The organism is Halomonas salipaludis, assembly GCF_002286975.1.
Lineage (GTDB): Bacteria > Pseudomonadota > Gammaproteobacteria > Pseudomonadales > Halomonadaceae > Franzmannia > Franzmannia salipaludis.
In genome coordinates this window covers 84,018-107,898 of sequence record NZ_NSKB01000008.1, presented here as the reverse complement: position 1 = coordinate 107,898, position 23,881 = coordinate 84,018, and the positions used below count along the sequence as shown (strand labels likewise).

The window sequence follows — 23,881 nt, the reverse complement described above, 5'->3', positions numbered from 1 at the left end:
GCGGTTCACCACACACGAGCCAGGCGCAGCAGGGCCTGGCTGCCGTGGAAGGCGTTGTCGGTATCGACGTTATGCGAGAGGGCCAGCATCACTTGATGGCGGGGCGTGAGTTGGTGGCCCAGCTCTACGCCCAGTTGGGTATAACGCTGGCGGGTGTCGCCCAGTGCTTGCCCATCCAACTGCAGCGCGCCGCCTTCGGCATGGATCAAGCGCAGGGCGTGTGCGTGAGGTCATAGGAGGCGAACGCCTGGAGACGGTAGAGCGGATCCTGCTCGAGGGTCATGCCCAGGTAGTCGTCGTTGTCACCATAGAATTGGGCTTCGAGGTTGGCCTCCAGGACCCATCTCTCGCCCACCCCCTGGGTATAATTGAACACGAAGGTAGCCGCCCAGCGGTTGGCGCCGGGAGAGGTGCCTGGACGCTGGCCGTCGTACTCGCCCACGGGCAGGGTCAGCATCGTCAACAAGCCGCTGGCGGCTCGGTCCTCGGGACGGTCGACGAAGAACAGCGTGCCGCCCAGTTGGGGATCTCCCAGACCACTCTGGCGTTCCCGCTCGGCGGCACCGGGCAGGCGGGCATCCACCTCCACCAGGGGCAGCACGAACTGGGGTGTGCAAAGGCGCCCGCAGATGTCGCTGAACCAGAGCTGACGATACGCCAGGGCGTTCACGCCGAGGCGAGCATTGCCCTCGGGGTCGGCGCCGCCGCGGTAGCGATTGGCCTGCTCGCTGGCCAGATAGAGCACGCCTATCGAGGTGCCTGCCGGGGCAGACAGGAAGTCTCGGGCATTGAGGTCGGCGGCCTGGGCAGCAGCGGCGCTCAGCGTCAGCGCCGTGGTCAGGCCGGCGATGACGCGTCGCAGCATGGGAGGTGTTGTCATTGTGTAGCCTCTGGTTTGGTTAAGACGCAGATATACGACGCCGCCACCCGTTCGCACGGGCGATGGTCGGCATGGTGGGAATGAAGCGGACGCGAGGCCCGGCAGGTATCAGCCAGGCGGCGAGCGGTTGACCAGGGTGGCCACGCTGGCTTTATCGTGGACGTCGAGTTTCTGGTAGATGCTGCGTATGTGGTGGCGCACGGTACTGGGGGCGATCGCCAGCTCTCGGGCGATTGCCTTGTAGGTGAGGCCGCTGCCAAAGTGCTGCGCGACTGCCAATTCCCGAGCGCTGAGGCAGGAGAGTGGCCCCAGGCGGCAGACGGTGAGTAGCCACAGGTCGAGGACTGGGCGGCACTGGATACTGATCCGGTCACCTTGGTAACCGGCTTCGTCCAGGTGCACCGGAAGCCTCGGCCCCTGCCAGTCGGGCCACTCATCGCCGAGCAAATCGCTGAAGCCACGCTCCGCGCTATGCAGCACGCCCTGGCGGTCGCACACTGCCAGGGCCAGGTGCGGCTGATGTTCCAGGCATTCGCGACGCGCCACCAGCGTCCGGATCTGGCTGGCATCCACTGCTATCGCGAGGTGGCTGATCAGGTGGGTCAGCAGCTGGCGCTCCCGCTCGCCGAAGCGGGGCGTGCCGGGGCGCCGATAGAGCGAGAGATGGTCGCTGAGTTGGGTGCGAGGGTTGGTGTGAATCACGCACAGCAGCTCGCTGATGTCATGGCGTTCCCCTAGCCAAGCCAGCCCTGGGGTGGTGGCACGCATATCGACGATCACCGCCTGGCCTGGCTCGCGGTGGCTGCGCTCCACGGTGACGTCCTGGTGCTCGATGGAGCGCCAGTCGGCGAGATACCCCTCGGGGAGGCCGAAGAAGAAGCGGCTGTGTTCCTCGATCCGCCCATCGATCAGTACCGAGCGCCCCCACCAAGCGCAGTCGAAGGCCAACAGTCTCTGCAGCCGGGTCAGGGCGGCGGGGTGGAAGTCGGGCAGCGGCAGCTGCTGGGCAAGTTGGTTAATGTCCCAGAGCAGTTGGCTGAAGGCGTCCAGCAGGTCGTCAGACGCCACGGCATCGGGCTTGGTCATCGTCGGGTACCGTTGTTGTTATTGGAGTCGGCCAGTAAACGGGGCCGTAACATCATCTTCACTCCCTTGGGCGGGCCTGAACATCGTGCAGATGAACGATGGGATGCCGTAGGTATGCTCTCAATGCTTTTGTAAGCCATTTCCTACACCGTTGTAGGTGAACACCCACAGATGCCGGCCGCTGGGATTGGTATCCTTGCCGCACCAAGGATTTCATTCCTCTAATGCATCAATCACCACGGCATGTTCCAGACGCAGGGAGGCGTAATGGCCAGCGCGAGCGGATTACACTTTACCTTGAGCCTGCCTGGCGTCGAGGACGTGGCGGTGATCGACTTCACCCATCGTGAGCGGCTCTCCGCACCCTTCGCGCTCAGCGTACGCTTTGCCAGCCGCGACAGCGGCCTCTCTGCCAGCGAGATCCTCGACCGCGAGGCGACCCTGACGATCTGGCAGGATGGCGAGGCGCTGCGCCTCATCAACGGCGTGGTCAGCGAGTTCGGCCGTGGCGATAGCGGCCACCGCCGCACCTTCTATCACCTCGAGATCCGCCCCGCGCTGTGGCGCCTCGGGCTGCGCCACAACTCGCGCATCTTCCAGGCGGTCTCGCCGCTCACCGCGCTCAATACCCTGTGCGACGAGCATGGCATCGCCGATATCGCCTTCGCCGCGACCCGGGAACCCGAGGTGCGCGAGTACCTGACCCAGTACCGCGAGACCGATCTCGCCTTCGTCCAGCGCCTGGCGGCCGAAGAGGGGCTGTTCTATTACCACGAGTTTGCTGCTGCAGGCGACGATGGCGATGCGCCGAGTGCCGGCCACCGCCTGGTGTTCGCCGACGCGCCCCAGGTGCTGCCCCATCTGGGCGAGCGCCGCTACCACAGCCGCGCCGGCGGCACGCCGCCGACTCGCCATGTACGCAAGCTCAAGCAGGTCGCCCGCCTCGCCCCGGCCAGCGCCACCCTCAAGGACTACTCCTTCAAGAACCCGAGCTATGGTCAGCTGCACGACCACGCGGCCGATGGGCTGGAGGCACATGGCCAACGAGCGGACTACGAGCACTACGACTATCCCGGGCGCTACAAGAGCGACGCCTCCGGCGAGCCCTTTACCCAGATACGCCTCGAGGCGCTGCGCCAGGACGCCAGCACCGCCGAGGCCGAGAGCGACCTGCCCGAGCTCGCCCCGGGGGTACGCTTCACCCTCAGCGACCACGATCTCGACGCACTCAACCGCGACTGGCAGGTGATCGGCGTGGTGCATCACGGCGAGCAGCACCAGGCCTTGGAGGAGGACAGTATCCTCCAGGGAGACAGCCAGAGCATGACCTGCTACCACAACGACCTGCTCCTGATGCCCGCCGATCAGGCCTGGCGGCCCATGCCCAACCCCAGGCCCCGAGTCGACGGCCCCCAGGTCGCCTTCGTGGTCGGCCCCGAGGGCGAAGAGATCCACTGCGACGAGCACGGCCGGGTCAAGGTGCAGTTCCCCTGGGACCGCTACGCCGAACCCAATGAAACGGCGAGCGCCTGGCTGAGAGTGAGTCAGGACTGGGCCGGTGGTGGCTACGGCAGCATCGCCATCCCGCGGATCGGCCACGAGGTAATAATCAGCTACTTGGAAGGCGACCCGGATCAGCCGCTGATCACCGGGCGCACCTACCACGCGGTGAATACCGCGCCCTACGCACTGCCCGAGCACAAGACGCGCACCGTGATCCGCACCCAGAGCCACCAGGGCGACGGCTTCAACGAGCTGCGCTTCGAGGACCAGGCCGACCAGGAGCAGATCTGGCTGCACGCCCAGAAGGACCTGGAGTTGCTCACCAACAACGACCGCACTGAAGAGATCGGCAACGACAGTCATCTCACGGTCCGCCGCGACCGCATCAGCGAAATCGACAACGACGATCACCTCACCGTGCACGGCAGCCGCCACACCCAGGTCGACGGCGACGACCACCTGAGCGTCGACGCCACTCGCCACGAGAAGACGGGCCGCGCCCAGCTCATCGAGGCGGGGCAAGAAGTGCACCACAAGGCCGGCAGCAAGACCGTGATCGACGCCGGCGCCGAGATCACCCTCAAGGCCGGCGGCAGCGTTATCAAGCTCGACCCCAGCGGCGTCACCATCGTCGGCGCCCAGGTCAAGATCAACTCCGGTGGCAGTCCCGGGGTGGGCAGCGGGCAGGCGGTACTTGAACCGTTGTTACCTGCAGAAGCGGAGGGATTGGAGATGGGCAGTTACGATCAAGCGTTCGTGGTCACCTGGGCAGGTACCAATATCCCCGCAGCCAATATGCGTTATCGAATGACCGACGCTCAAGGCAACATCGTCCAAGAAGGGCGAACCAGCGAACTTGGCGAAACCGAGATGGCACAAAGCCAGAGGCCTGGGCGGCTGCATATCGACATACTGGAGGGATGAGACATGACATCGCTTGAGCGCGTGCTGGGTGAGGCGGATGCCACCTATACACCAGCGAGTGATACCCAGAGAGCAGAGGCCCGCCTGCATATTTGTGATAAGGAAGTGCCGCCCGCAAACCAAGGCTTTTTGGGAAACTGCGAGTTCTATTATCGGCCGCTTCACGATGAATTTATCGATAAAACCGGCGTGGCTACCTGGGAAGCTATCCGAGCCTGGGCCACACGGTGGAATCCGTTCGATGATATAGAAGTGCTACGTCGTCTCCTGGCGAATCGTGACCTACTGGCTGCGCCCGATAGCACTCACGAGCACTGGTCGCGGCATGCCAATTTTATGATGCGCCATATCGGTTGCGAGCATCAGCCACCGGACTACTATATCAGTTATGGCTACTATTATTGCTATACTTATGGAGAGCGGTTAAAGCCTAGGCTAAGCGAGCAGGGTAAGGAGTGGCTAGCTGATGCACGTTATCTTCTTCAAAGTAATATTGAGGACGGTTTGAGGGATAACATGGTAGGCGATGATATTAATGTGGTGTGTCGCCGTTACCCCAATCGCAGCGTTCAAATGACAGTGCCTCAGTATGAGCTGGAAGTGGATAAAACTACCTTTAAAACCTTCGCGTTCAATACCCATGTGCCGGCCTACCTGGATGGAGGGCTTGCAGACCTGCCAATCAGTGACCTGTTGCGCATCGGCACCCAACCCAACGTCGAAGAGTGGCTGGATGGAGAGACATGGAACCAGGCTATTGACAGTGGCATTGAGGTGGCACGAGACAAGGCTCTCGGTGCCAGGGACGCCATCTCTGACGGTGCTCGGGCGGCGGCAGAAACTGTCGATGCACGTGTCAATGAGGGCGTCAGTGCTGTGGAGCAGGCGCTTTCGCGTTTGATGCAGCATCTACGTTAGGAGTGAATATGCGCCGTTTGCGTTGGGCATTAGCCATACTTGTCATCTTGGTAGCAAGTTACGTGATAGGGAGTGGGGGAATGTGGGAGCGCGTCAGCAACGATTTTATGAAGGAAGACAAACCCTATGGACCAGGGGACTTCCGTATTCGTGGCGAGCAGGTGCTTTCTATGAAGCTGACCAATCCGGAAATAACATTCAAACCACGTGAAGAGCGTAGTGATCCAGATAGGGCTGAGCCTACGGAAGCATGGATGGGGGATGTCGGTGAAAGAGCCAACCGTCGCACTGTGCGTATTCTCGCAGGGGATCTTGAAGATGGCGTCGAGCGGCGCTTCGAAGAGCCCGCCCAGCAGGCAGATTGGTGGCTTTCACCAGACTGGAGCACGCTTTACCTTGCTACGGGGTGGTCGGACCGCACGGCTGAAAAACCTCCGGGGCAGCGATATCATCCACAACTTACCCAGCTGTTTAAGTCCAGCGATCAGGGGGAAACTTGGGATCGCTTGCGATGGCCGGAGGATCAGAATATTTCGGTGCTGAGGTTTATCGATGCTCAGCGGGGCTATCTGGTGGGCTGGGGACCACACATCTGGCGGACCGAAAATGGAGGTGAGAACTGGCAAGAGATTCCCGTGCCGGCCGGTGCCCGTAACCTGGAAAACGAACGACAGCGCTTCGACTTGGTAGCACTGGGGCAGGATAATGTGCTGCGCATGGCGTTCTTTGACCATCATCGTGGCGAGAGCGCCATTTACTCTCTGCCCTGGGGGGAGGACGAGCCTGTATTTGAGGTGGCAGTTGGGGATTACGGCGTTAACGATATTGCCGCGACAGAGAAAGGCGAGGTTTATATCCTGGCTCGGAAAGGGCGCCCCATCACCCTAGTGCCGAAGGAGCAGTTGGTGGAACATCCCACTTCTGTCTGGTACTGGGACGGTGATCAACTCACTGAGCTGAATGAATTCGATAGCGACCTGGTGGGCTATGCCTTGTATATCACCCCAGATGAAGGGCTGCTGTTCGATGGGGTGAACGAAGGCAGCTTGCTCGGTAAAGATGTTACTGCGGTGAGCTATGATGGGGGCGGTCGCTGGAAAATCGAAGATGAGGGGCGTAGCGCCCAAGGTGGTTACTACGACACGCAAACCGGCGAGCGTTGGCGCGTGGCAGGTTATTCACTCTACCGGCGTGATATTCCTTGAACTGAGGAGCGCGATGCCTGCCTCACTCTGCTAGGCGAAGCTCCAAAAAAGCCCCGCCGTAGCGGGGCAACGGAGGACGTCGACGCCTTGGCGTCATACGTCACAGCTCTCCTGCTGCAGGCGCAGGCTCTCTTCGTAGAGGGTCTCGGCTTCACCACCGGTATCGGCCAGGTAGCGGTCGATGGTCTCCTGCAGTACCGGCCCCCAGGCGTCGTCGTTCATGGCGTCGTCGATGACCAGGAATTCGTGGCCGGCCTCTTGCGCCTCTTCGCGGCCCTGGCGAATCAGCTCGTCGTAGACGGCGGCGGCGCGCAGCGACCACTCGATGCCGCTGTGGTCGTCGATGACCTGGCGCAGGTCGTCGGGCAGGCTCTCGTAGGTGTCGCGGTTCATGGTGGCGGTGAGCGCCAGGTCGTAGAGCGGCACTTCGGTGTGGTAGTGGGCCTGCTCGTTGAGGCGGAAGGTCTTCATGCCCTCCCAGTTGAAGCTGAGCCCGTCGATGGCGCCGCGCTGCATCGAGGTGAAGACGTCCGGCGCCGGCATGCCGATGGCCTGGGCGCCGAGCCGCGAGAACATGTCGCCGACCACGGCAGTGGGGCGCCGCATGCGCAGGCCTTCGAGGTCGCTCGGCGTCTCGATCAGGCGGTCGCTGGTATGCAGGTAGCCGGGGCCGGTGGTGAACATGAACAGCACGTGGGAGTCGTCGTACTCGTCATCCAGGTGGCCGTCGTCATACAGCGACTGCAGGATGCACGAGCCCTGGCGGCTGCTTAGCGATACGCCGGGCAGTTCGATCACCTGGGTCAGCGGGAAGCGGCCGGCGCTGTAGCCCTGGGCGGTGGCGCCGATATCGGCGATGCCGCTGACGGCACCCTGGTAGGTGTTGTCGGCGCTGGCGAGGGTCTGGCCGGGGTAGATCTCGACGCTGAGGCGGCCCTCTGAGGCCTCCTCGACGCTCTCGGCCCAGGCGCCGAACAGCTCACGGTCGACCATCGAACCGCCGGGCCAGACGTGGGCGATACGCAGGGTGGTGGCTTCTGCCAGGGCCGGCAGGGCGGCCAGGCCAGCGGCCAGCGCCATGCCAGCGGCGAGTCGGGTGGGGCGTGCAGTCAGGGTCATGGGAACCTCTCTGATTATGGTTATGGGTGTCGGGTCAGAGGTCGAGCACCAGGGTCTTGCTCTTGGCTCTGGAGCAGCAGGGGGTGAACTGGTCGTTGGCGGCGTGCTCGTGGTCATCGAGATAGAGGTCGCGGTGGTCGGGCTCGCCCTCGAGCACCCGTGTCAGGCAGGTGCCGCAGACGCCCTGTTCGCAGGAGACCATGATCTCGATGCCGTTCTCGCTGAGTACTTGGTGCACGGTCTTGTCGGCGGGTACCTGGAAGCTGGCGCCGCTGCTGGCGATCTTGACCTCGAAGCTGCCGTCATCGTCGCGGGCGGTCTCGACGCCGCTGAAGTACTCGGTGTGCAGCTGCGCCTCCGGCCAGCCGTGCTCGCGAAAGGTGCTCAGCACGTGATCGATAAAGCCCGCCGGGCCGCAGACGTAGACCTGGGTGTCGGGATCCGGCGTCGCCGCCAAGCTGGCGAGGTCGAGCTTTTGCTCGGCGTCGCCGTCGTCGAAGTGCAGCTGCACGCGGTCGGCGAAGTCGGCCGCGCGGATCTCGTCGAGAAAAGCGGTGCGCGCCGCCGAGCGGGTGCAGTAGTGCAGCTCGAAGGCCGCCTGGGTATGCGCCAGGCGCTCGGCCATGCACAGCAGCGGGGTAATGCCGATGCCACCGGCGAACAGCAGGGAGCGGCGAGCCGGCTCGAGTGGGAAGTGGTTCTTGGGCGCGCTGATCGCCAGCAGGTCACCGACCTGGAGCTCGTCGTGCATGGCCTTCGAGCCGCCCCGCGAGTCGGGCTCGCGGAGGATACCCAGGCGGTAGCGGTCGCGCTCCTCGGGGTGATTGCACAGCGAGTACTGGCGGATCAACCCGTCCTGGCCCGGCGCCGGGACTCGCACGTCGATATGGGCGCCGGCGCTGAAGGCCGGCAGCGGCCGGCCGTGGGGATCGGCCAGCTCGACGACGATGATGTCCTCGGCGGTCTGGCGCTTGGCGGTCACCTCGACGAACATCGACAGGGGCAGCGCACTCATGAGGCCTGCTCCGCTGGCGTGGCCTCGCGCTCTTCGGCGATCAGCCGCTCGATAATGCGCCGTGCCTGCACGCCGCCGCCGTCGATGTTGAGCTTGAGCAGCTGGCGCTCGGGGTAGGCGAGTAGGTTGCGCTGCTGTGCCTCGAGCATCTCCAGGTCCTCGGCGAAGATCTTGCCCTGGCCTTCGCGGATCTTGTCGGTGAGTTCGCTATCCTGCGGCTTGAAGTGGCGTGCCATGCCCCAGAAGTACCAGATCGAGGTCTCGGTCTCGGGGGTGATGAAGTCGACCACGATGCTGGCCGCCTTGTAGGCTTCCGGGGCGTCGTAACCACCCTTGCCAGCGTGGGCCACGCCGACCTCGATCATCACGTGGCTGGGGGGCGTGAAGCGGCAGATCTGCCAGCGGTCCACCGGCACGTCGTCGGCCAGGTCGTTGCCGCGCAGGGCGGCCTGCCAGAAGGGCGGCGCGGGGATGTTCTCCATGTGCCGGCTGGTGATCACCTCGCTGCCGTTGACCTGGGTGTCGGGGGCGGCTTCCTCGATTTCTGGCTGGCCGATGCTGGAGGCATGGACGTAGGTCTCGTGGGTCAGGTCCATGAGGTTGTCGATCATCAGCCGGTAACCGCAGTTGACGTGGTAGAGCCCGCCGCCGTAGGCCCACTCGGGGTCATGGGCCCAGTGCAGCTCGGGAATCTCGGCCGGGTCGGCCTGTTCGGCGTCGCCGGGCCAGACCCAGATGAAGCCGTGGCGCTCCTCGACCGGATAGGCGCGCAGCGAGGGAAAGCCGCGCACCCGCTGCCCGGGCATGCCGGAGCACTTGCCGTCGCCGCCCATCTCTAGGCCGTGGTAGCCGCATACCAGCTGTCCATCGCGCACGAAGCCCAGCGACAGCGGGGCGCCGCGGTGGGGGCAGAAGTCTTCCACGGCGGCGACCTTGCCTCCTTCGCCGCGAAAGAACACGATCGTCTCGTTGCAGACGGTGCGGCCGAGGGGCTTGTCCTCGATTTCATCCGGGGTGCAGGCTACGTACCAGGTATTTTTGGGGAACATCGCGGTTTCTCCTCGTTACGACCAGTCTGTTGTGTTGTTGAACCATTTTGTGTTCTATCTATTTATGGATCCAAAGTACAGGCCATGTAGCTTGTCTTGGTCAATATATGCTTTAGTTGGATCCAAAGTGGCTTTCCGTCATTAACATGCCATAACACTAAGGAAAACAGGTGAGTAGTGATGACAAGAGCGTGGTGACCCGACTGCGCAAGCTGATCAGCGAGGGTGGCTACCAGCCCGGTGAGCGCATCGGCGAGGTGCGAGTGGCCGAGCAGCTGGGGGTGTCGCGTACCCCGGTGCGGCTGGCTTTCCGTACCCTGGAGCAGGAGGGGTTGCTGCAGCGGGCCAACAAGCGCGGCTTCGTGGTGCGCGAGTTCTCCCAGGAGGACGTGCTATGCGCGGTGGAGGTGCGCGGTGCGCTGGAGGGGCTGGCGGCGCGGCGCCTTGCCGAACGTGGCTTGCCGCCTGCGGTGCGTGAACAGCTTGAAGGCTGCATCGCCCGCGGCGCCGAGCTGCTTGGCAAGGGCTATCTCGAGGAGGGCGATATCGCCCGCTGGAGTGAGCTGAACGAGACCTTCCACCGCGCCATCGTCGAGGCCACCGGTAGCCGGGTGATTGGCGATGCGATCCAGCGCAATAACCATCTGCCGTTCGCCTCCGCCGACTCCATCGTCATCGACAGCTCGGCGCTCGACCGCGAGTACCAGAAGCTCTACCTGGCCCATCAGCAGCATCAGCTGGTATTTCAGGCACTAGGCCGCGGCGAGAGCGCCCGTGCCGAGATGCTGATGCGCGAGCATGCCTATATTGGCCTGCGCTATGGGGCGCTGTTCGGTTTGGATCCAGACGCCGAGAGCGAGGCTGAATAACAGCGCCGGGGGTGGTTCGCTGTAATGGCAGGGGCGAGCCTGCCAAATGTCCAAGAAAGGCCCGCGCTTTTGCCTGGCGAGTTGGGGCAGAGTACCGGGCCAAAGGCGGCTAGCTGGCGCCTGCGTGGCTGTGCAATCGGTCAACTAAGACCAAAGTGGGTTATCGAAAATCCACCGGGTGGGTTACGTTCAATCAATATTGCGAACGATAGTTCGTATCACGAACTATGTCGACGATAACGATAACCCAGGAGGTTCCTGATGAACCGCAAGCTACTGCCCTGTCTGCTGGCGCTCTCCGTCGCCGGCCTGGCCACTACGGCTCATGCCACCACCCTGCGTATGTCGCACTTCTGGCCGGATGGCTCGGGGATCAACCAGGAAATCTTCCAGGCCTGGGCCGACACCATCGAGGAGCAGTCCGGCGGCGAGCTGCGCGTCGAGAACTACCCCTCCCAGACCCTGACCCAGGCCGACGCCGCCTACCAGGGCGTGGTCAACGGTATCTCGGATATCGCCATCACCGCCCAGGGCTATACCGCCGGGCGCTTCCCGTTATCGCAGATCGTCGAGCTGCCGGGCGTCTCGGATACCGCCAGCCAGGGTGCCTGCATCCTGCAGACGCTGTATGACGACGGCCACCTGGATGCCGAGTACGACGACACCAAGGTGCTGTTCATGTTCACCACCGGGCCGGGCTACCTGCACACCACCGACACCGACATCCAGTCGCCGGCCGACCTCGAGGGGCTGCGTATTCGTCGGCCTACCGCGGTGGCCGGCCAGATGCTCGAGAACCTCGGCGCCCAGCCGGTAGGGATGCCGGCGCCGGACATCTACACCTCGCTGCAGCGTGGCGTGGTCGACGGCCTGAGCTTCCCGTGGGAGGGCATGAAGGTTTTCCGCCTCAACGAGCTGGCCAGCTACCACACCCAGGTGCCGTTCTACTCGCTGATCTTCGTTGCCACCATGAGCCAGCGCAGCTTCGACGGCCTGAGCGAGGCGCAGCAGGCGGTGATCGAGGACAACATGGGCATGGCCTGGAGCGAAATCGCCGGCGATGTCTTCGACGGCCTCGATGAAGCCGGCAAGGCCGAAGCCGAGGAGGCCGGTCACACCATCCGCGTGATCGACACTCCACTGCAGCACGACGACTGGGCCGAGCCGCTCAAGGCCGGTATCGAAACCTATCTCGACGAGCTCGAGGAGCGCGGCATCGACAACGCCCAGGAGGTCTATCAGGCCGCCATGGAGGCGCGTGACGAATGCCCGGTACGGCGCTGATGGGAGCCTGTGAATGCAACTCCTGACGACGACGAGTCACTGGCTGGCGCGACTGGGCCAGCTGGTGGCAGGCATTGCCCTGCTGGCGCTGATGAGCGTGACCATGGCCGATGTGCTGACGCGGCTGCTGTTTCGGCTTTCGGCCGGCAGTATCAACTGGAGCGTCAGCGGCAGCGTGGAACTGGTCAGCTACCTGATGATGTTCGCGCTGCTGGCGGCCATGGCCGCCAATATCGAGAAGAGCCAGGTGGTGGTGGAGGCCTTCAGCCACCGCCTGCCCGACGCCTTCAAGCAGCGCCTCGGCGGCATCTATCTGATCGGCTTCTGCGTGCTCGGGGTGCTGATGACCCTGGGGTTGTGGCAGGAGGCGGCCAGCGCCGCGCGCCGCGGCCAGGTCACCCAGGACCTGCGCATCCCGATGGGGCCGATCTATCAGTTCGGTGCCGTGCTGTGTGCACTGCTCGCCGCGCGCAGCCTGATCCACGTGCTGCTCGGCAGCCTGTTCGCCACCCAAGGGGGAGGCGCCAATGAGCAGTGAAATGATTGGTGGCCTCGGCCTGATCGGTTTGCTGGTGCTGCTGGTACTGCGCGTGCCGGTGGCGCTGTCGATGCTGATCGTCGGCGTGGTCGGCTTCGCCCAGGTGATCTCCTGGGGGGCGGCGGTGTCGATGGTCAAGTCGGTGCCGGTGGATGTGCTCTCCAGCTACAGCTTCAGCGCCATTCCGATGTTCATCCTGATGGGGGTGCTGGCGGCCCACTCCGGCATGGCCGGCATGCTGTTCAACTCCACGCGGGTGATGTGCGGCGGCTGGAAGGGCGGCATGGCGATCGCTACCGTCGGCTCCTGCGGGGTGTTCTCGGCGATCTCCGGTTCGTCGTTGGCCACCGCCAGCACCATGACCCGGGTCGCGCTGCCTGAGATGGAGAAGCATGGCTACGCGCGTTCGCTGGCCACCGGCACCCTGGCCGCCGGCGGCACCCTGGGCATCATGATCCCGCCCAGTATCGCGCTGCTGATTTATGCGGTGATCACCGAGCAGTCGGTGGGCGACATGTTTGCCGCGGGGCTGATCCCGGGCCTGATGGGGCTGCTGTTCTACGCCCTGACGGTGACCGTGGTGATGCGCCTCAAGCCCGAGCTGGCGGTGCCCGGCGAGCCCTCCAGTGCGCTCGACAAGCTCAAGTCGATCGCCGGGTTGGTGCCGTTCTTCACGGTCTTCGTGATCATCATCTTCGGCATCTACCAGGGCATGTTCACGCCTACCGAGGGGGCCGCGGTGGGCGCCTTCGCCACCCTGCTCTACGCGCTCTACAAGGGCATGCGCCTGGCCGGCCTGTGGCGCAGCGTGCAGGAGACCCTGGCGCTATCGGCGGTGGTGTTCTTCATGCTGATGGGCGCCGAGACGCTGGGCTACTTCATCTCGGTGTCGCGGATCTCGTTCACCATCAGCCAGTTTCTGGGCGGGCTGGACGTGCCGACCATCTTCATCCTGCTGCTGATCCTGCTGATGTACTTCGTGCTCGGCATGTTCATGGACTCCATCGCCATGCTGGTGATCACCGTGCCGGTGGTGTTCCCGATCATCACCATGCTGGGCATTGACCCGATCTGGTTCGGCATCCTCACCGTGCTGACGGTGGAGCTGGGGCTGGTGACGCCCCCGGTGGGCATGAACGTGTTCGTGATCAAGGCCATGGCGCCCCACGTCAAGCTCGGCGAGATCTACCGCGGGGTGGCGCCGTTCATCGTCGCCGACCTGCTGCGCCTGATATTGCTGCTGGCCTTCCCGGTGTTAACGCTATGGCTGATTTAGCGCTGATCTAGCGCCTCGGCTATGGCCACAAAAGGAGTGATGAGATGACCAAGCTCGACCTGCTGATCGGCGGCGCCACCAGCGCCGCCCAGGGCGGGGCGACCTTTGCCCGTCACAATCCGCTCAGTACCGAAGCGGTGACCACCGCGGCGGCGGCCACGGTAGCGGATGCCAAGCGCGCCGCCGAGGCCGCCCAGGCTGCCTTCGCCAGCTGGTCACAGAGCGGCCCCGGCGAGCGCCGCGCCAAGCTGCTCAAGGCCGCCGACCTGATGGAGTCACGCCAGGCCGAGTTCATCGAGCGCATGGTCGACGAGACCGGCGCCACCCCCGGCTGGGCCGGTTTCAACGTGATGGTGGCCGCCGGCATGCTGCGCGAGGCCGCCGCCCTGACCACCCAGATCCAGGGCGACGTGATTCCCTCCAACGTGCCCGACAACATGGCCATGGGCGTACGCGTACCCTGCGGCGTGGTGCTGGGCATCGCGCCCTGGAACGCGCCGATCATCCTCGGCACCCGCGCCGTGGCCACGCCGCTGGCGTGCGGCAACAGCGTGATCCTCAAGGCCTCGGAGCAGTGCCCGGCCACCCATCACCTGATCGGTGAGGTGCTGGTCGAGGCGGGGCTCGGCGACGGGGTGGTCAACGTCATCACCAATGCGCCGGACGACGCCCCGGCGGTGGTGGCGGCGCTGGTCGAGCACCCGGCGGTGCGTCGCGTCAACTTCACCGGCTCGACCCAGGTGGGGCGGATCATTGCCGAGCAGGCCGCCAAGCACCTCAAGCCGGCGCTGCTGGAACTGGGCGGCAAGGCGCCGCTGCTGGTGCTCGACGACGCCGATCTCGACGCTGCGGTGGATGCGGCGATCTTCGGTGCCTTCTTCAACCAGGGCCAGATCTGCATGTCCACCGAGCGGTTGATCGTCGACAATAGCGTCGCCGACGCCTTCGTCGAGAAGTTCGCCGTCCGGGCCAAGGCGCTCAAGGCCGGCGACCCCCGTGCCGAGGGCAACGCCCTTGGCACCCTGATCAACGCCGAGTCGGGCACCAAGCTCAATGCGCTGCTCGACGACGCGCTGAGCCAGGGCGCGCGGCTGGCCGCTGGCGGCAAGGCCGAGGGCGTAGTGATGCAGGCCACGGTGGTCGACGGCGTTACCGAGCAGATGCGCCTCTACTCCGAGGAGTCGTTCGGCCCGGTGGTGGCGGTGATCCGCGTCGCCGGCGAGGAGGAGGCGATCCGTGTCGCCAACGACAGCGACTACGGCCTCTCGGCGGCGGTCTTCAGCCGCGACACCGCGCGGGCGATCAAGGTCGCCGGGCGCATCCAGTCGGGCATCTGCCATATCAACGCGCCGACCGTCCACGACGAGCCGCAAATGCCGTTCGGCGGCGTCAAGGACAGCGGCTACGGGCGCTTCGGCGGCAAGGCCGGCATCGAGGAGTTCACCGAGCTGCGCTGGATGACGCTGCAGCTGGGGCCGCGCCACTACCCGATCTAGCGCGGCACCATCATGCTGGGAGATACCGAGCACATCGACGTGGCTCGGTATCTCCATAGCTGCTCAATTGCCCTTCTTCGCTTGCACGATGCGATCGAGGATTTTGAGTAACCATTCGCGATCATCCTCGTTGAGGAAGTGTTCGAAGTCGGATTCCCGTTCGATCACAGTGCGGTTCAACCGGTCGGTAAAGGCCTTGCCCTTGTCGGTCAAATACAGCGCATAGGAGCGGCGGTCATTCTGCGACTTGCGGCGTTCCATCACCTCCATCTCCTCGAGCTTGTCGATGGCCGCGACCATGGCCGAGCGGTCGACGTCCAACGCCGATGACACCGCTGTCTGCGTCAGCCCGGGATTACGGTAGACGATGGCGAGGATGCCGAACAGGCCTGGCGTGATGCCTTCCTTGGCGCAGGCTTCTGCAAATATATCGAAGTAAGCCATCTGGGCACGCCTCAGCATGTAGCCGATGCGGGACTGCAGCATGGAGTAGTCGATTCCGTTGTGTGCGTCGGTGTTCATGTCGGTGTCGGTCATGATGGTGAACTAGGCCTCGAATGGATGCGTTAGGCGTTGAACTTTAGTCGCGTTGCGCCTCTTCAGGTTTGTGGGAGATATGCGAATCTCTTCTTTATCTTGTTGATAAAAAAGAAATATCTCCTGTTCTTCTAGATCGAGCTGGGATAGTGTTTATTTGGCACACTGTTTGACACATAAACAATTTAAAAAAATACTGCATGCATGGTATCAAGGCTCCCATCCCGAGGGTAGCGCGAGACCGCCTTCACCAACCCTGACCGCGATCACAATAAGCAGGAGCGCCCATGTCTCACCCCTTTCGCGATGTCCATGTGGGCATCGCCACCGCCGACCTGACACAGCGCGCCGACGGTACTCAACTGCTACGTGTGGTCGAGCCCCTCGGCGACTATCCCGATACGCTGTTGGCGTGCCTCACCCACTGGGCACGCGAGGCCCCGCAGCGAACCTTCGTGGCAAGGCGTGATGGCCACGGTGAGTGGCAGCGCCTGAGCTATGCCGAGACCCTGGCCCGGGTGCGCCAGCTGGCGCAAGGGCTGTTGAATCACGGCCTGAGCGTCGAGCGCCCGCTGGCGATTCTTAGCGGCAACTCCACCGAGCACCTGCTACTGTCGCTGGCTGCCATGTACGTGGGCATTCCATTCGCCCCGGTATCGCCGGCCTACTCGCTGGTCAGCAAGGATTACGGCAAGCTGCGCCATATCATCGAGCTGCTGACACCGGGGCTGCTGATGGTCGACAGGGCCGAGGATTATGCGCCCGCCCTGGCGGCGGTTCGCCCCGAGGGTTGCCCCTGCGTGGCGCTGACCCCCGGTGACGAGAAGGAGGTGGCGCCTTTCGCTGCGCTGCTGGAGACACCGGTCGGCGCGGCGGTGGATGCTGCCCACGCTGCCATTGGCCCCGACACCATCGCCAAGATCCTGTTCACCTCCGGTTCCACCGGCATGCCCAAGGGGGTGATCAATACCCAGCGCATGCTGTGCTCCAACCAGGAGATGCTGGCGTCTCAGATGCCCTTCCTGCGCGACGAGCCGCCCGTGCTGGTGGACTGGCTGCCCTGGAACCATACCTTCGGCGGCAACCATAACATCGGTATCGTGCTCTACAACGGCGGCAGCCTGTATATCGACGACGGTCGCCCAGTGCCGGGCGAGTTCGAGACCACCATCGCCAACCTGCGCGAGATCGCACCGACGGTCTACTTCAACGTGCCCAAGGGGTTCGAGATCCTGGTCGATTACCTCAAGCGCGACGATAGCCTGCGCGAGACCTTCTTCTCGCGACTCAACCTGATGTTCTTCGCCGCGGCGGGGCTCTCCCAGCATATCTGGGACGAGCTCGACCGCCTGGCGATCCAGACCCTGGGCTGCAAGGTGGGCATGCTGACCGGCCTCGGCGCCACCGAGACCGCACCCTCGGCGATGTTCGCCTCGCTGGAGGAGTCGCAGTCCGGCGTGGTGGGGCTGCCGGCGCGTGGGGTGACGGTCAAGCTGGTGCCCAACGGCGGCAAGCTGGAGTGCCGGGTGAAAGGGCCCAGCGTGATGCCCGGCTACTGGCGCCAGCCCGAGATCACCGCCAAGAGCTTCGACGAGGAGGGCTTCTACTGCCTGGGCGATGCGGTCAAGTTCATCGACCCCGACAAGCCCCAGCGCGGCATGTGCTTCGACGGGCGTATCACCGAGGACTTCAAGCTGGATACCGGCACCTGGGTCAGCGTCGGGCCGCTGCGCGCACGTGTCATCGAAGCCGGGGCGCCGCATGTGAAGGACGCGGTGATCGCCGGGCTCGACAAGCCCTTCGTGGCGGTGCTGATCTTCCCGGATCTCGACAAGTGTCGTGAACTGGCGGGGCTGGACGACTCGGCCGATGCCGCCACGCTTCTTGCCAGCAGCACGGTGCGCGAGCGCTTCAGGCAGATGCTGCGCGACCTGGACGCCACCAGCACCGGCAGTTCCACCCGGGTGCGCCGCGTGCTGCTGCTCGATGAGCCACCGCGGCTGGATGCCAACGAGGTCACCGACAAGGGCTCGATCAACCAGCGTGCCGTGCTCGACAATCGCGCCGCGGCGGTGGACGAGCTATATCGCGATGACTCCCCTGTCGTGATACACCTCGGCTGAGCGCCAACCGGATGCACGCATGTTGATCCACGAGCATACCCGCCAGATCGAGTGGGGCGACTGTGACCCGGCGGGGATCGTCTTTCATCCCCGCTATCTGGGCTACTTCGATCACTGCACCAATCTGCTGTTCGCCAAGGTGGGCTTCGACCTGGCGACCCTGCAGGCGCGCTTCACGGTGATCGGCTACCCGGTGGTGGACCTGCACAGCCGTTTTCTCTCCCCATGCCGCTCTGGTGACGAGGTGCGCATCGAGACCTGGGTCGCCGAGTTCCGCAACAGCAGCTTCGATGTACAGCATCGGCTCTATCGTGGCGACGCGCTGGCCGTGGAGGCCACGGTGACCCGCGTATGGGCGGCGCAGGATCCGGCAGACCCGCAGCGCATGCGGGGCCGCCCGGTGCCGAAAGAGGTGCGAGTGGCTTTGCACAACGTCTAGGGAGATGGGCCCAACAGCAGGTGACACGATGAAGAACAATAGTACGGCACATAGCCCAAGCCTGGATGCGAATGACCTCAAGTGCTTCAGTCGTGAAATATTGAAGTTGTCAGCCCTTTCCGGTTGCACATCTGCAGTAAACTGGTTGCATGAAGCCATTCTGATATTCCGTAACGTCGTAAGCTTCGATTCGGCATGGTGGGGCCAGGTCTATATCCCGGCAGAGAGTTCAATGCCCAGGAATTTGATGCATGGCAGCATCGGACTGAGTGCCTCCTTCGCCGAGGAGTGGGCTGAAATATCCGGGGTAGACTGCTTTGCGAACTCATCGATCTCCTGTCTGGGCAAGGCAGTGAGGGATAGTGGAAGCGATGCCTTGAAGGCTGAGAGTGAGGAGGTCGCGGCGTTCTGCAAGCGACATGATATCTTTCACAGTATGGCCGTGACAGAGGAGTTCCCTTCCAGCAGAACGCTATTCTTTGTGTCCATCAATAGAAGAAAGTCGAGTCCTGAATTTGGCGATGCTGAGTCAATACTGATGGAAGAATTTTTCAATCATTTGACCTATTGTTGGCGCAGCTATCTGTCGATGATTCGCTCCGACGGCCTGCCGAGTCTCTGGGATAACTATGCGCTTGCCAGTACGCAAGGCAAGTTGCTCTATATTGGAAGAGATATCGGCGAAGTGATCAGTGAAAAGTATGCGGACTGGAAAGGATCCAGCTTGCCAGGCAATGTATCGCGACTCGTGAGCCATGTGCCCTGTACGGTATATGCCGATGGTCGACAGGGAATGATGGTTCAGCCCTGTGGCGATCTGATTGCTTTGATGCTGTGTTCGCGCCAGCAATTCTCTCCCTTGTCGCCACGAGAGCTGAGTGCGGCGAATATATATTCTCTAGGACACTCCTATAAGGAAGTGGCTCGCATCCTCGGTGTTACCCCAGCCACTGCAAGGACCTACCTACGTAGCGCCTATGTTCAGTTGGGAGTCAGCAATAAGGTGGAACTTATCACGGCCCTCCGCCAGGCTGGTGGTAAGAGCGAGGCCCACTCTCCTTAACGTTGTCTGCCATCCTGGGGCTACGTATGTCACACAGGATGGCAGATGACTCAATATGTATAGAGGCGAGTTACTCTGCGAAGAGACCTGATATCTTTTCGAAAAAATCGAAATTGGCTTCATCCCAGCCAAGTGGCTCAGGCGTGTGGCTAAGTTTCACGATCACGGTTTGGCTTTGCGGATCGATGTAGATGAACTGATTGTAGAGTCCAATGGCTGCGTAGGCCTGAGACTCTGGAAGTGTCCACCATTGATATTGATAGCCAATGTCAGCGTCTTCTGAGGTGTACTCATAGCCGGGGTCGGAAACGGTCGACTCTGCTACCCACGCTTCAGGAATAACCTGAGTACCGTTGGCTTGCCCCTTATCGAGCATCATCAGACCCAAGCGGCCGAGATCGCGAAGCGTCGCATTGAAGCCAGCGCCGTAGAACTCGTTCCCGACAGGCTCAGGGCCATCCATAATCCAGAATCCATCAGACTCCATGCCGGCAGGCTGCCAGATTGTTTCTGACATGTACTCTGCCACCGTCGTACCCACTGCACGTTCCAGCAAGCAGCCGAGTACGCTGGTGTCCAGGGTCGAATAGTTAAACTGTGTCCCCGGTTCATGCAGCTTCTCGGAAGATGTCTCGGCATAGTCGCACCAGCGATACGCGTAAGCGACCAGGGAGTTGTCATGAACCTCCGTGAGCTGTGTATCCCCGCCAAATTCATAGTGCTCATTCCAAGCGACACCTGAGCGCATTCTAAGAAGATCAATGACCTTGGTGTCTGCGAATCCGGATTTCTCCAGCTCGGGAAGATAGTCAATTACCATGTCGTCTAGACTGGCGATTTTTCCATCTTCGACAGCCGACCCTATCAAGATGGAAATAATGGACTTGGATACGGAGAAAACGGCATGCTGCTGCGTTTCGCTTAATCCGTTCCGATAGCGCTCGTACGCGATCTTGCCATCGTTGATGATCAGCAGTCCGTTGGTACGGGTGCTTTCGAGAAACCCATCGAGAGATAGCTCTTTACCCTCCATCGAGAAGGTCTCAGTGATTTCGATCGGGGCTTCCTCAAACCGCCAAGGCGTGGATGAAGCCTCCACCACGCGACTGGAAAACATCTTATCCAGCGCTTGGAAGGTCAGGTAGTTGAGATCCGGATGAAACATATTGGCCCGGGCATTGATCATGGTATCCGAGAGCCACTTCTCCTCAGTGTGGTCCCCAGGAGCTGCTAGGCAGCTTGCCGAGTAAAAAGAAGCGATAGCGGCAATGGCAAGGGCGCTGCTGTTTCTCTTCAGTGTCATGGTGCAGTCCTTTTCTTGTTGGATAGGCGGATGAGTGATGCTTGAAGAAGATTCATCCTAGAAAGGAACGCTGGGAAAAGAACCTCTGCAGATGCAGAGGGTGGGAAGCGCTGTACCGACCCGCGACATAGATCCACCGGCCAGCATTGCGGAGAGGCCGAGCTTGCCAACGGTTGAATGGCACTTTGCCAGCTCGGCAAGGGGCGACCTGGGCTATCAACTTTAGGAGGGTGTTCGAAAAGGGTGTAGCAAGAGTCTTTGGTCCCGCTTCTTTTTTCTTACTGTATATCAATAGATTGCGGCAATAATGCAGTGCAGCAATATTGTTCGCAATACGTACAGTTTTTATAAAGAATATTGTGTTTGACAACAATTTGCCAATAATCAAACCTTGCCATACATCAGGTGCGACCTGATGCGAGCACGCCAAAGCAATAAATCAACAAGGGAAACCACAATGACAACCTATACACGACTGGCACTTGCGCCCCTGGCGCTAACCCTGAGCATGGCCGCCGCCCAGGCGGTAGCGGACGATGGCCACACAGGTCCTACATTTGGTGGGCAGATCGTCGGCGGTGTTCTCGATGTGGACGACCGTGACAAGGATCTCTGGGCATTCCGGGCCGAAGCCGGGGTCGGGGGGATCTACCATGTCAACGATGCGCTGCGCATTCGCTACGACCTGATCGGTGACTTCGCCAACGCGATCAACACCGTTGATGAGCAGACCTGGACACCGGGCGCCCATCGTCAGGATGACGGTGAGGTGTATATCCGCACCGCCCGCGTACTGCTGTTGACCGACTTCGGTAGCTTCGGATTTCAGCCGCGGGTACCCTCCGGCTTCTGGCATCAGATCTACAACAACGTCGACACCTTCGAGTACAACCGCTTCCACGCTCAGACCGGGCAGAATGCCATCTTCGGCCAGGCCGAGCAGGGCAGCGACGTACTCTCCTACGGTAGCCCTCGCTTTGGTGGTGGCTTCCAGCTCATCGGTGCCGTGCTGACCACTAATGCGCAGAATGGTCAGGACTTCGATATCTACTCGGGGCGTTTAGTCTACGATCAGGGACCGCTGAATTTCGGTATCGGCCACACCCAGGTACGTCGCCCGGGTATCGACAACCTGCACCGAACCTCTATCGGCATCGGCTACGACTTCGGCATGGTGCAGCTGGGCGGTGTCTACGAGCACAACGACGATCGTGAGGACAGCAGCGGCGCCTCCGACTTCGACGCCTGGGGCGTCAACGTCTCGGCTAACCTGAGCGACGACTGGTCGGTCTCGGTGGGCTACGCCGAGAATGACAAGAACCTCGGCCTCGAGAATGACGCGGTGGTGGGGACGGTGCGTTACCACTTCAACGAAGACGTTTATGCCTTCGTGGAGGCGGCGCGCTACGACAATACCGACAACAACCTGGCGGGTGGTATCAGCGTCAGCTTCTGATCCGTTTGATGTACCTTTAACTAGCTCCTTGCCCGGCGTGCGTCTGTTCGCCGGGCTTTTTGGTCTGGGAATGGACGTGGCGCGGTAGTCCAGGCCACTGTGAGAACGAGGTGAGAGATGATCAAACGGCTATTACCGACGACGCTATGCCTGACAGGTTGCTTGTTCCTGGCTGCCCCTGCCGTGGCCGACGGTTCCGCCTGCGACAGGCTGGAGGGGGAGTATCCTGAGCGCTCCGACATGCGCATTATCGCCAGCGAATCGCTTACCGCGGCGAGTGAGTGGGGCATCGCCCACTGCCGAGTGGAGGGGATCGCTTATGAGCGCACTGGCATCGACGGCCAGGCGTATGCCATTCGCTTCGAGCTAAGGCTGCCGGATGAGTGGAACCACGGCTTTGTTCACCAGTTCAATGGTGGCACCGATGGCGAGGTTGTGCCGGCCACCGGCGAGATCCTGCCCGGGACGCCAACGGCACTTTCGCGAGGTTTTGCCGTGGTCTCCAGCGATGCCGGGCATGACAGCTATGCCCAGGATGCCGGGCTGGCCAGTGGCGCACGCTTCGGGCTCGACCCGCAAGCGCGACAGGACTATGGCTATGGGGCCGTGGCCAAGTTGCATCCACTTGCGGTGTCGTTGGTCGAGGATTTTTACGATGCTGAGGTGCGCTATACGTATGGACTTGGACGCTCCAACGGTGGGCGGCACGCCATGGTGGCCGCTGCTCGCATGCCTGAGGCCTTCGATGGGCTGCTGGTGGGCTATCCGGGGTTCAACCTACCCAAGGCGGCGGTGCAGCACGCCTGGGATATTCAGGCTTTCACGGCGGTCGAGGGAGATGTCAGACGCGCCTTCAGTCGTGGCGACCTCGCACGCGTGGCGAATGCCGTGCGGCAATCCTGCGACCATCTCGACGGATTGGAAGACGGGATCGTGGCCGATGTGGATGCTTGCCAAGAGCAGTTCGATATCGAACTGCTGCGCTGTGAGTCGGGGGCCAGCGAGGATTGTCTTAACGATGCCAAGATCGCGGCGCTGAAGGCAGTACACGCTGGGCCGCACAATTCCCAAGGCGTGCCGCTCTACAGCGACTGGCCCTGGGATACCGGTATCGCTTCACAGAACTGGCGTATCTGGAAGCTCGAGTCCCCGATAGATGCCTGGGAGAACCGGCCCATCATTGGCGTGATGGGGGCCTCGGCCCTGGCGCAGGTGTTTATCACGCCGCCCACTGAGGTGGCAGGTGATGTGGCCTCCCTGGAGCAGTACCTGCTCGAGTTCGACTTCGACAGCGACGCGCCACGGATCCATGCCAGCAACGACACTTTTGCTGAATCGGCCATGGAATTCATGACACCGCCGGGAGTGGAAGACCCCGAGATGGCCGAGTTCAAGGCGGCTGGTGGACACATGCTGGTATTTCACGGCACTAGTGATCCGGTCTTTTCGGTGAACGACACCACCCGCTGGTACCGTCAGCTCGACCACAATCACGAGGGGCGTGCAGACGAGTTCGTGCGCTTCTATCGGGTGCCCGGCATGCCTCATGGCGTGGATGGTGTGGTGACAGCGGACGTCGACTTCCTCTCGGTACTAACGGCTTGGGTGGAGGAGGGCGAGCGCCCTGACGCGATCCTGGCCGGGGTGCAGGCCGATAACCAGGAGGCGCTCGACGCCCTTGGCGACATCAGCCGTCCGCTTTGCCCCTATCCGCAGGTAGCACGCTACCAAGAGGGAGATGAGGCCAGCGCCGACAGCTTCGTCTGTGAGTAAGGAGCCGATCTCGACGGTGTGTCCA

At 62.4% G+C, this 23,881-nt stretch carries 21 protein-coding genes; 13 read left to right on the top strand and 8 right to left on the bottom strand.

Annotation, left to right across the window (positions count from 1 at the left end; genetic code table 11):
* Positions 1-5: 5 nt before the first annotated feature.
* From CK498_RS26720 to CK498_RS20000, 3 genes are all read right to left on the bottom strand, one after another.
* The gene (locus CK498_RS26720) at positions 6-209 is read right to left on the bottom strand and encodes a transporter (RefSeq protein WP_267873759.1); all 204 of its coding nucleotides are present in this window, start codon (positions 207-209) and stop codon (positions 6-8) included.
* Positions 206-880, bottom strand: a complete 675-nt coding sequence (locus tag CK498_RS20005; protein ID WP_267873758.1) for a transporter — start codon at positions 878-880, stop codon at positions 206-208. Before CK498_RS20005 ends, CK498_RS26720 begins: the two co-directional genes overlap by 4 nt.
* Before the next feature lie 108 nt (positions 881-988).
* Complete coding sequence (locus CK498_RS20000) at positions 989-1,966, bottom strand: helix-turn-helix transcriptional regulator (protein WP_095622633.1); 978 nt, start codon at positions 1,964-1,966, stop codon at positions 989-991.
* A gap of 267 nt (positions 1,967-2,233) precedes the next feature.
* Between CK498_RS20000 and CK498_RS19995 the strand changes: the two genes are divergently transcribed.
* From CK498_RS19995 to CK498_RS19985, 3 genes are all read left to right on the top strand, one after another.
* Positions 2,234-4,393, top strand: a complete 2,160-nt coding sequence (locus CK498_RS19995; RefSeq protein ID WP_095622632.1) for a type VI secretion system Vgr family protein — start codon at positions 2,234-2,236, stop codon at positions 4,391-4,393.
* Positions 4,394-4,396: 3 nt separating this feature from the next.
* A complete protein-coding gene (locus CK498_RS19990) occupies positions 4,397-5,311 on the top strand; it encodes a hypothetical protein (protein ID WP_095622631.1) in 915 nt (304 codons plus the stop codon).
* Positions 5,312-5,391: 80 nt separating this feature from the next.
* Positions 5,392-6,516, top strand: coding sequence for a WD40/YVTN/BNR-like repeat-containing protein (locus CK498_RS19985; protein WP_095622630.1), 1,125 nt, complete (start codon positions 5,392-5,394; stop codon positions 6,514-6,516).
* 93 nt (positions 6,517-6,609) lie between these two features.
* On the opposite strand, the gene CK498_RS19980 is transcribed toward CK498_RS19985, so the two are convergent.
* From CK498_RS19980 to CK498_RS19970, 3 genes are read right to left on the bottom strand one after another with little or no spacing between them, the layout of a single operon-like run.
* Positions 6,610-7,635: a TRAP transporter substrate-binding protein gene (locus CK498_RS19980; protein ID WP_095622629.1), complete on the bottom strand. Its 1,026-nt coding sequence runs from the start codon at positions 7,633-7,635 to the stop codon at positions 6,610-6,612.
* A gap of 34 nt (positions 7,636-7,669) precedes the next feature.
* Positions 7,670-8,650, bottom strand: a complete 981-nt coding sequence (locus CK498_RS19975; protein WP_095622628.1) for a PDR/VanB family oxidoreductase — start codon at positions 8,648-8,650, stop codon at positions 7,670-7,672.
* Positions 8,647-9,699, bottom strand: coding sequence for an aromatic ring-hydroxylating dioxygenase subunit alpha (locus CK498_RS19970; RefSeq protein ID WP_095622627.1), 1,053 nt, complete (start codon positions 9,697-9,699; stop codon positions 8,647-8,649). Before CK498_RS19970 ends, CK498_RS19975 begins: the two co-directional genes overlap by 4 nt.
* Positions 9,700-9,869: 170 nt before the next feature.
* On the opposite strand from CK498_RS19970, the gene CK498_RS19965 reads away from it, so the two are divergent.
* The 5 genes from CK498_RS19965 (at position 9,870) to CK498_RS19945 (ending at position 15,162) form a co-directional block, all read left to right on the top strand.
* Positions 9,870-10,568 carry a GntR family transcriptional regulator gene (locus CK498_RS19965; RefSeq protein ID WP_095622626.1) on the top strand — a complete coding sequence of 233 codons (699 nt, stop codon included), beginning with the start codon at positions 9,870-9,872 and terminating at the stop codon, positions 10,566-10,568.
* A 261-nt stretch (positions 10,569-10,829) separates the two neighbouring features.
* Complete coding sequence (locus CK498_RS19960) at positions 10,830-11,852, top strand: TRAP transporter substrate-binding protein (RefSeq protein WP_095622625.1); 1,023 nt, start codon at positions 10,830-10,832, stop codon at positions 11,850-11,852.
* A gap of 13 nt (positions 11,853-11,865) precedes the next feature.
* Complete coding sequence (locus CK498_RS19955; protein WP_095622624.1) at positions 11,866-12,390, top strand: TRAP transporter small permease; 525 nt, start codon at positions 11,866-11,868, stop codon at positions 12,388-12,390.
* Complete coding sequence (locus tag CK498_RS19950) at positions 12,380-13,666, top strand: TRAP transporter large permease (RefSeq protein ID WP_095622623.1); 1,287 nt, start codon at positions 12,380-12,382, stop codon at positions 13,664-13,666. The genes CK498_RS19955 and CK498_RS19950 overlap by 11 nt, the downstream gene beginning before the upstream one ends.
* A 44-nt stretch (positions 13,667-13,710) precedes the next feature.
* The gene (locus tag CK498_RS19945; protein WP_095622622.1) at positions 13,711-15,162 is read left to right on the top strand and encodes an aldehyde dehydrogenase; all 1,452 of its coding nucleotides are present in this window, start codon (positions 13,711-13,713) and stop codon (positions 15,160-15,162) included.
* Positions 15,163-15,225: 63 nt separating this feature from the next.
* Here the strand turns inward: CK498_RS19945 and CK498_RS19940 are convergent, their stop codons facing one another.
* Entirely contained in the window at positions 15,226-15,699 is a 474-nt protein-coding gene (locus CK498_RS19940; protein WP_229359157.1) for a MarR family winged helix-turn-helix transcriptional regulator, read from the bottom strand.
* 287 nt (positions 15,700-15,986) lie between these two features.
* On the opposite strand from CK498_RS19940, the gene CK498_RS19935 reads away from it, so the two are divergent.
* From CK498_RS19935 to CK498_RS19925, 3 genes are read left to right on the top strand one after another with little or no spacing between them, the layout of a single operon-like run.
* Positions 15,987-17,822, top strand: coding sequence for a feruloyl-CoA synthase (locus tag CK498_RS19935; RefSeq protein ID WP_095622621.1), 1,836 nt, complete (start codon positions 15,987-15,989; stop codon positions 17,820-17,822).
* A gap of 19 nt (positions 17,823-17,841) precedes the next feature.
* The gene (locus tag CK498_RS19930; protein ID WP_095622620.1) at positions 17,842-18,261 is read left to right on the top strand and encodes an acyl-CoA thioesterase; all 420 of its coding nucleotides are present in this window, start codon (positions 17,842-17,844) and stop codon (positions 18,259-18,261) included.
* 28 nt (positions 18,262-18,289) lie between these two features.
* Entirely contained in the window at positions 18,290-19,324 is a 1,035-nt protein-coding gene (locus tag CK498_RS19925; RefSeq protein WP_176475850.1) for a helix-turn-helix transcriptional regulator, read from the top strand.
* Between the two features lie 70 nt (positions 19,325-19,394).
* On the opposite strand, the gene CK498_RS19920 is transcribed toward CK498_RS19925, so the two are convergent.
* Positions 19,395-20,627, bottom strand: coding sequence for a serine hydrolase domain-containing protein (locus CK498_RS19920; protein WP_095622618.1), 1,233 nt, complete (start codon positions 20,625-20,627; stop codon positions 19,395-19,397).
* Between the two features lie 457 nt (positions 20,628-21,084).
* Here CK498_RS19920 and CK498_RS19915 point away from each other — a divergent pair, with 457 nt between their 5' ends.
* Positions 21,085-22,083, top strand: coding sequence for a porin (locus CK498_RS19915; protein WP_176475849.1), 999 nt, complete (start codon positions 21,085-21,087; stop codon positions 22,081-22,083).
* A gap of 117 nt (positions 22,084-22,200) precedes the next feature.
* Positions 22,201-23,856, top strand: a complete 1,656-nt coding sequence (locus tag CK498_RS19910; RefSeq protein ID WP_095622616.1) for a tannase/feruloyl esterase family alpha/beta hydrolase — start codon at positions 22,201-22,203, stop codon at positions 23,854-23,856.
* Positions 23,857-23,881 lie beyond the last annotated feature (25 nt).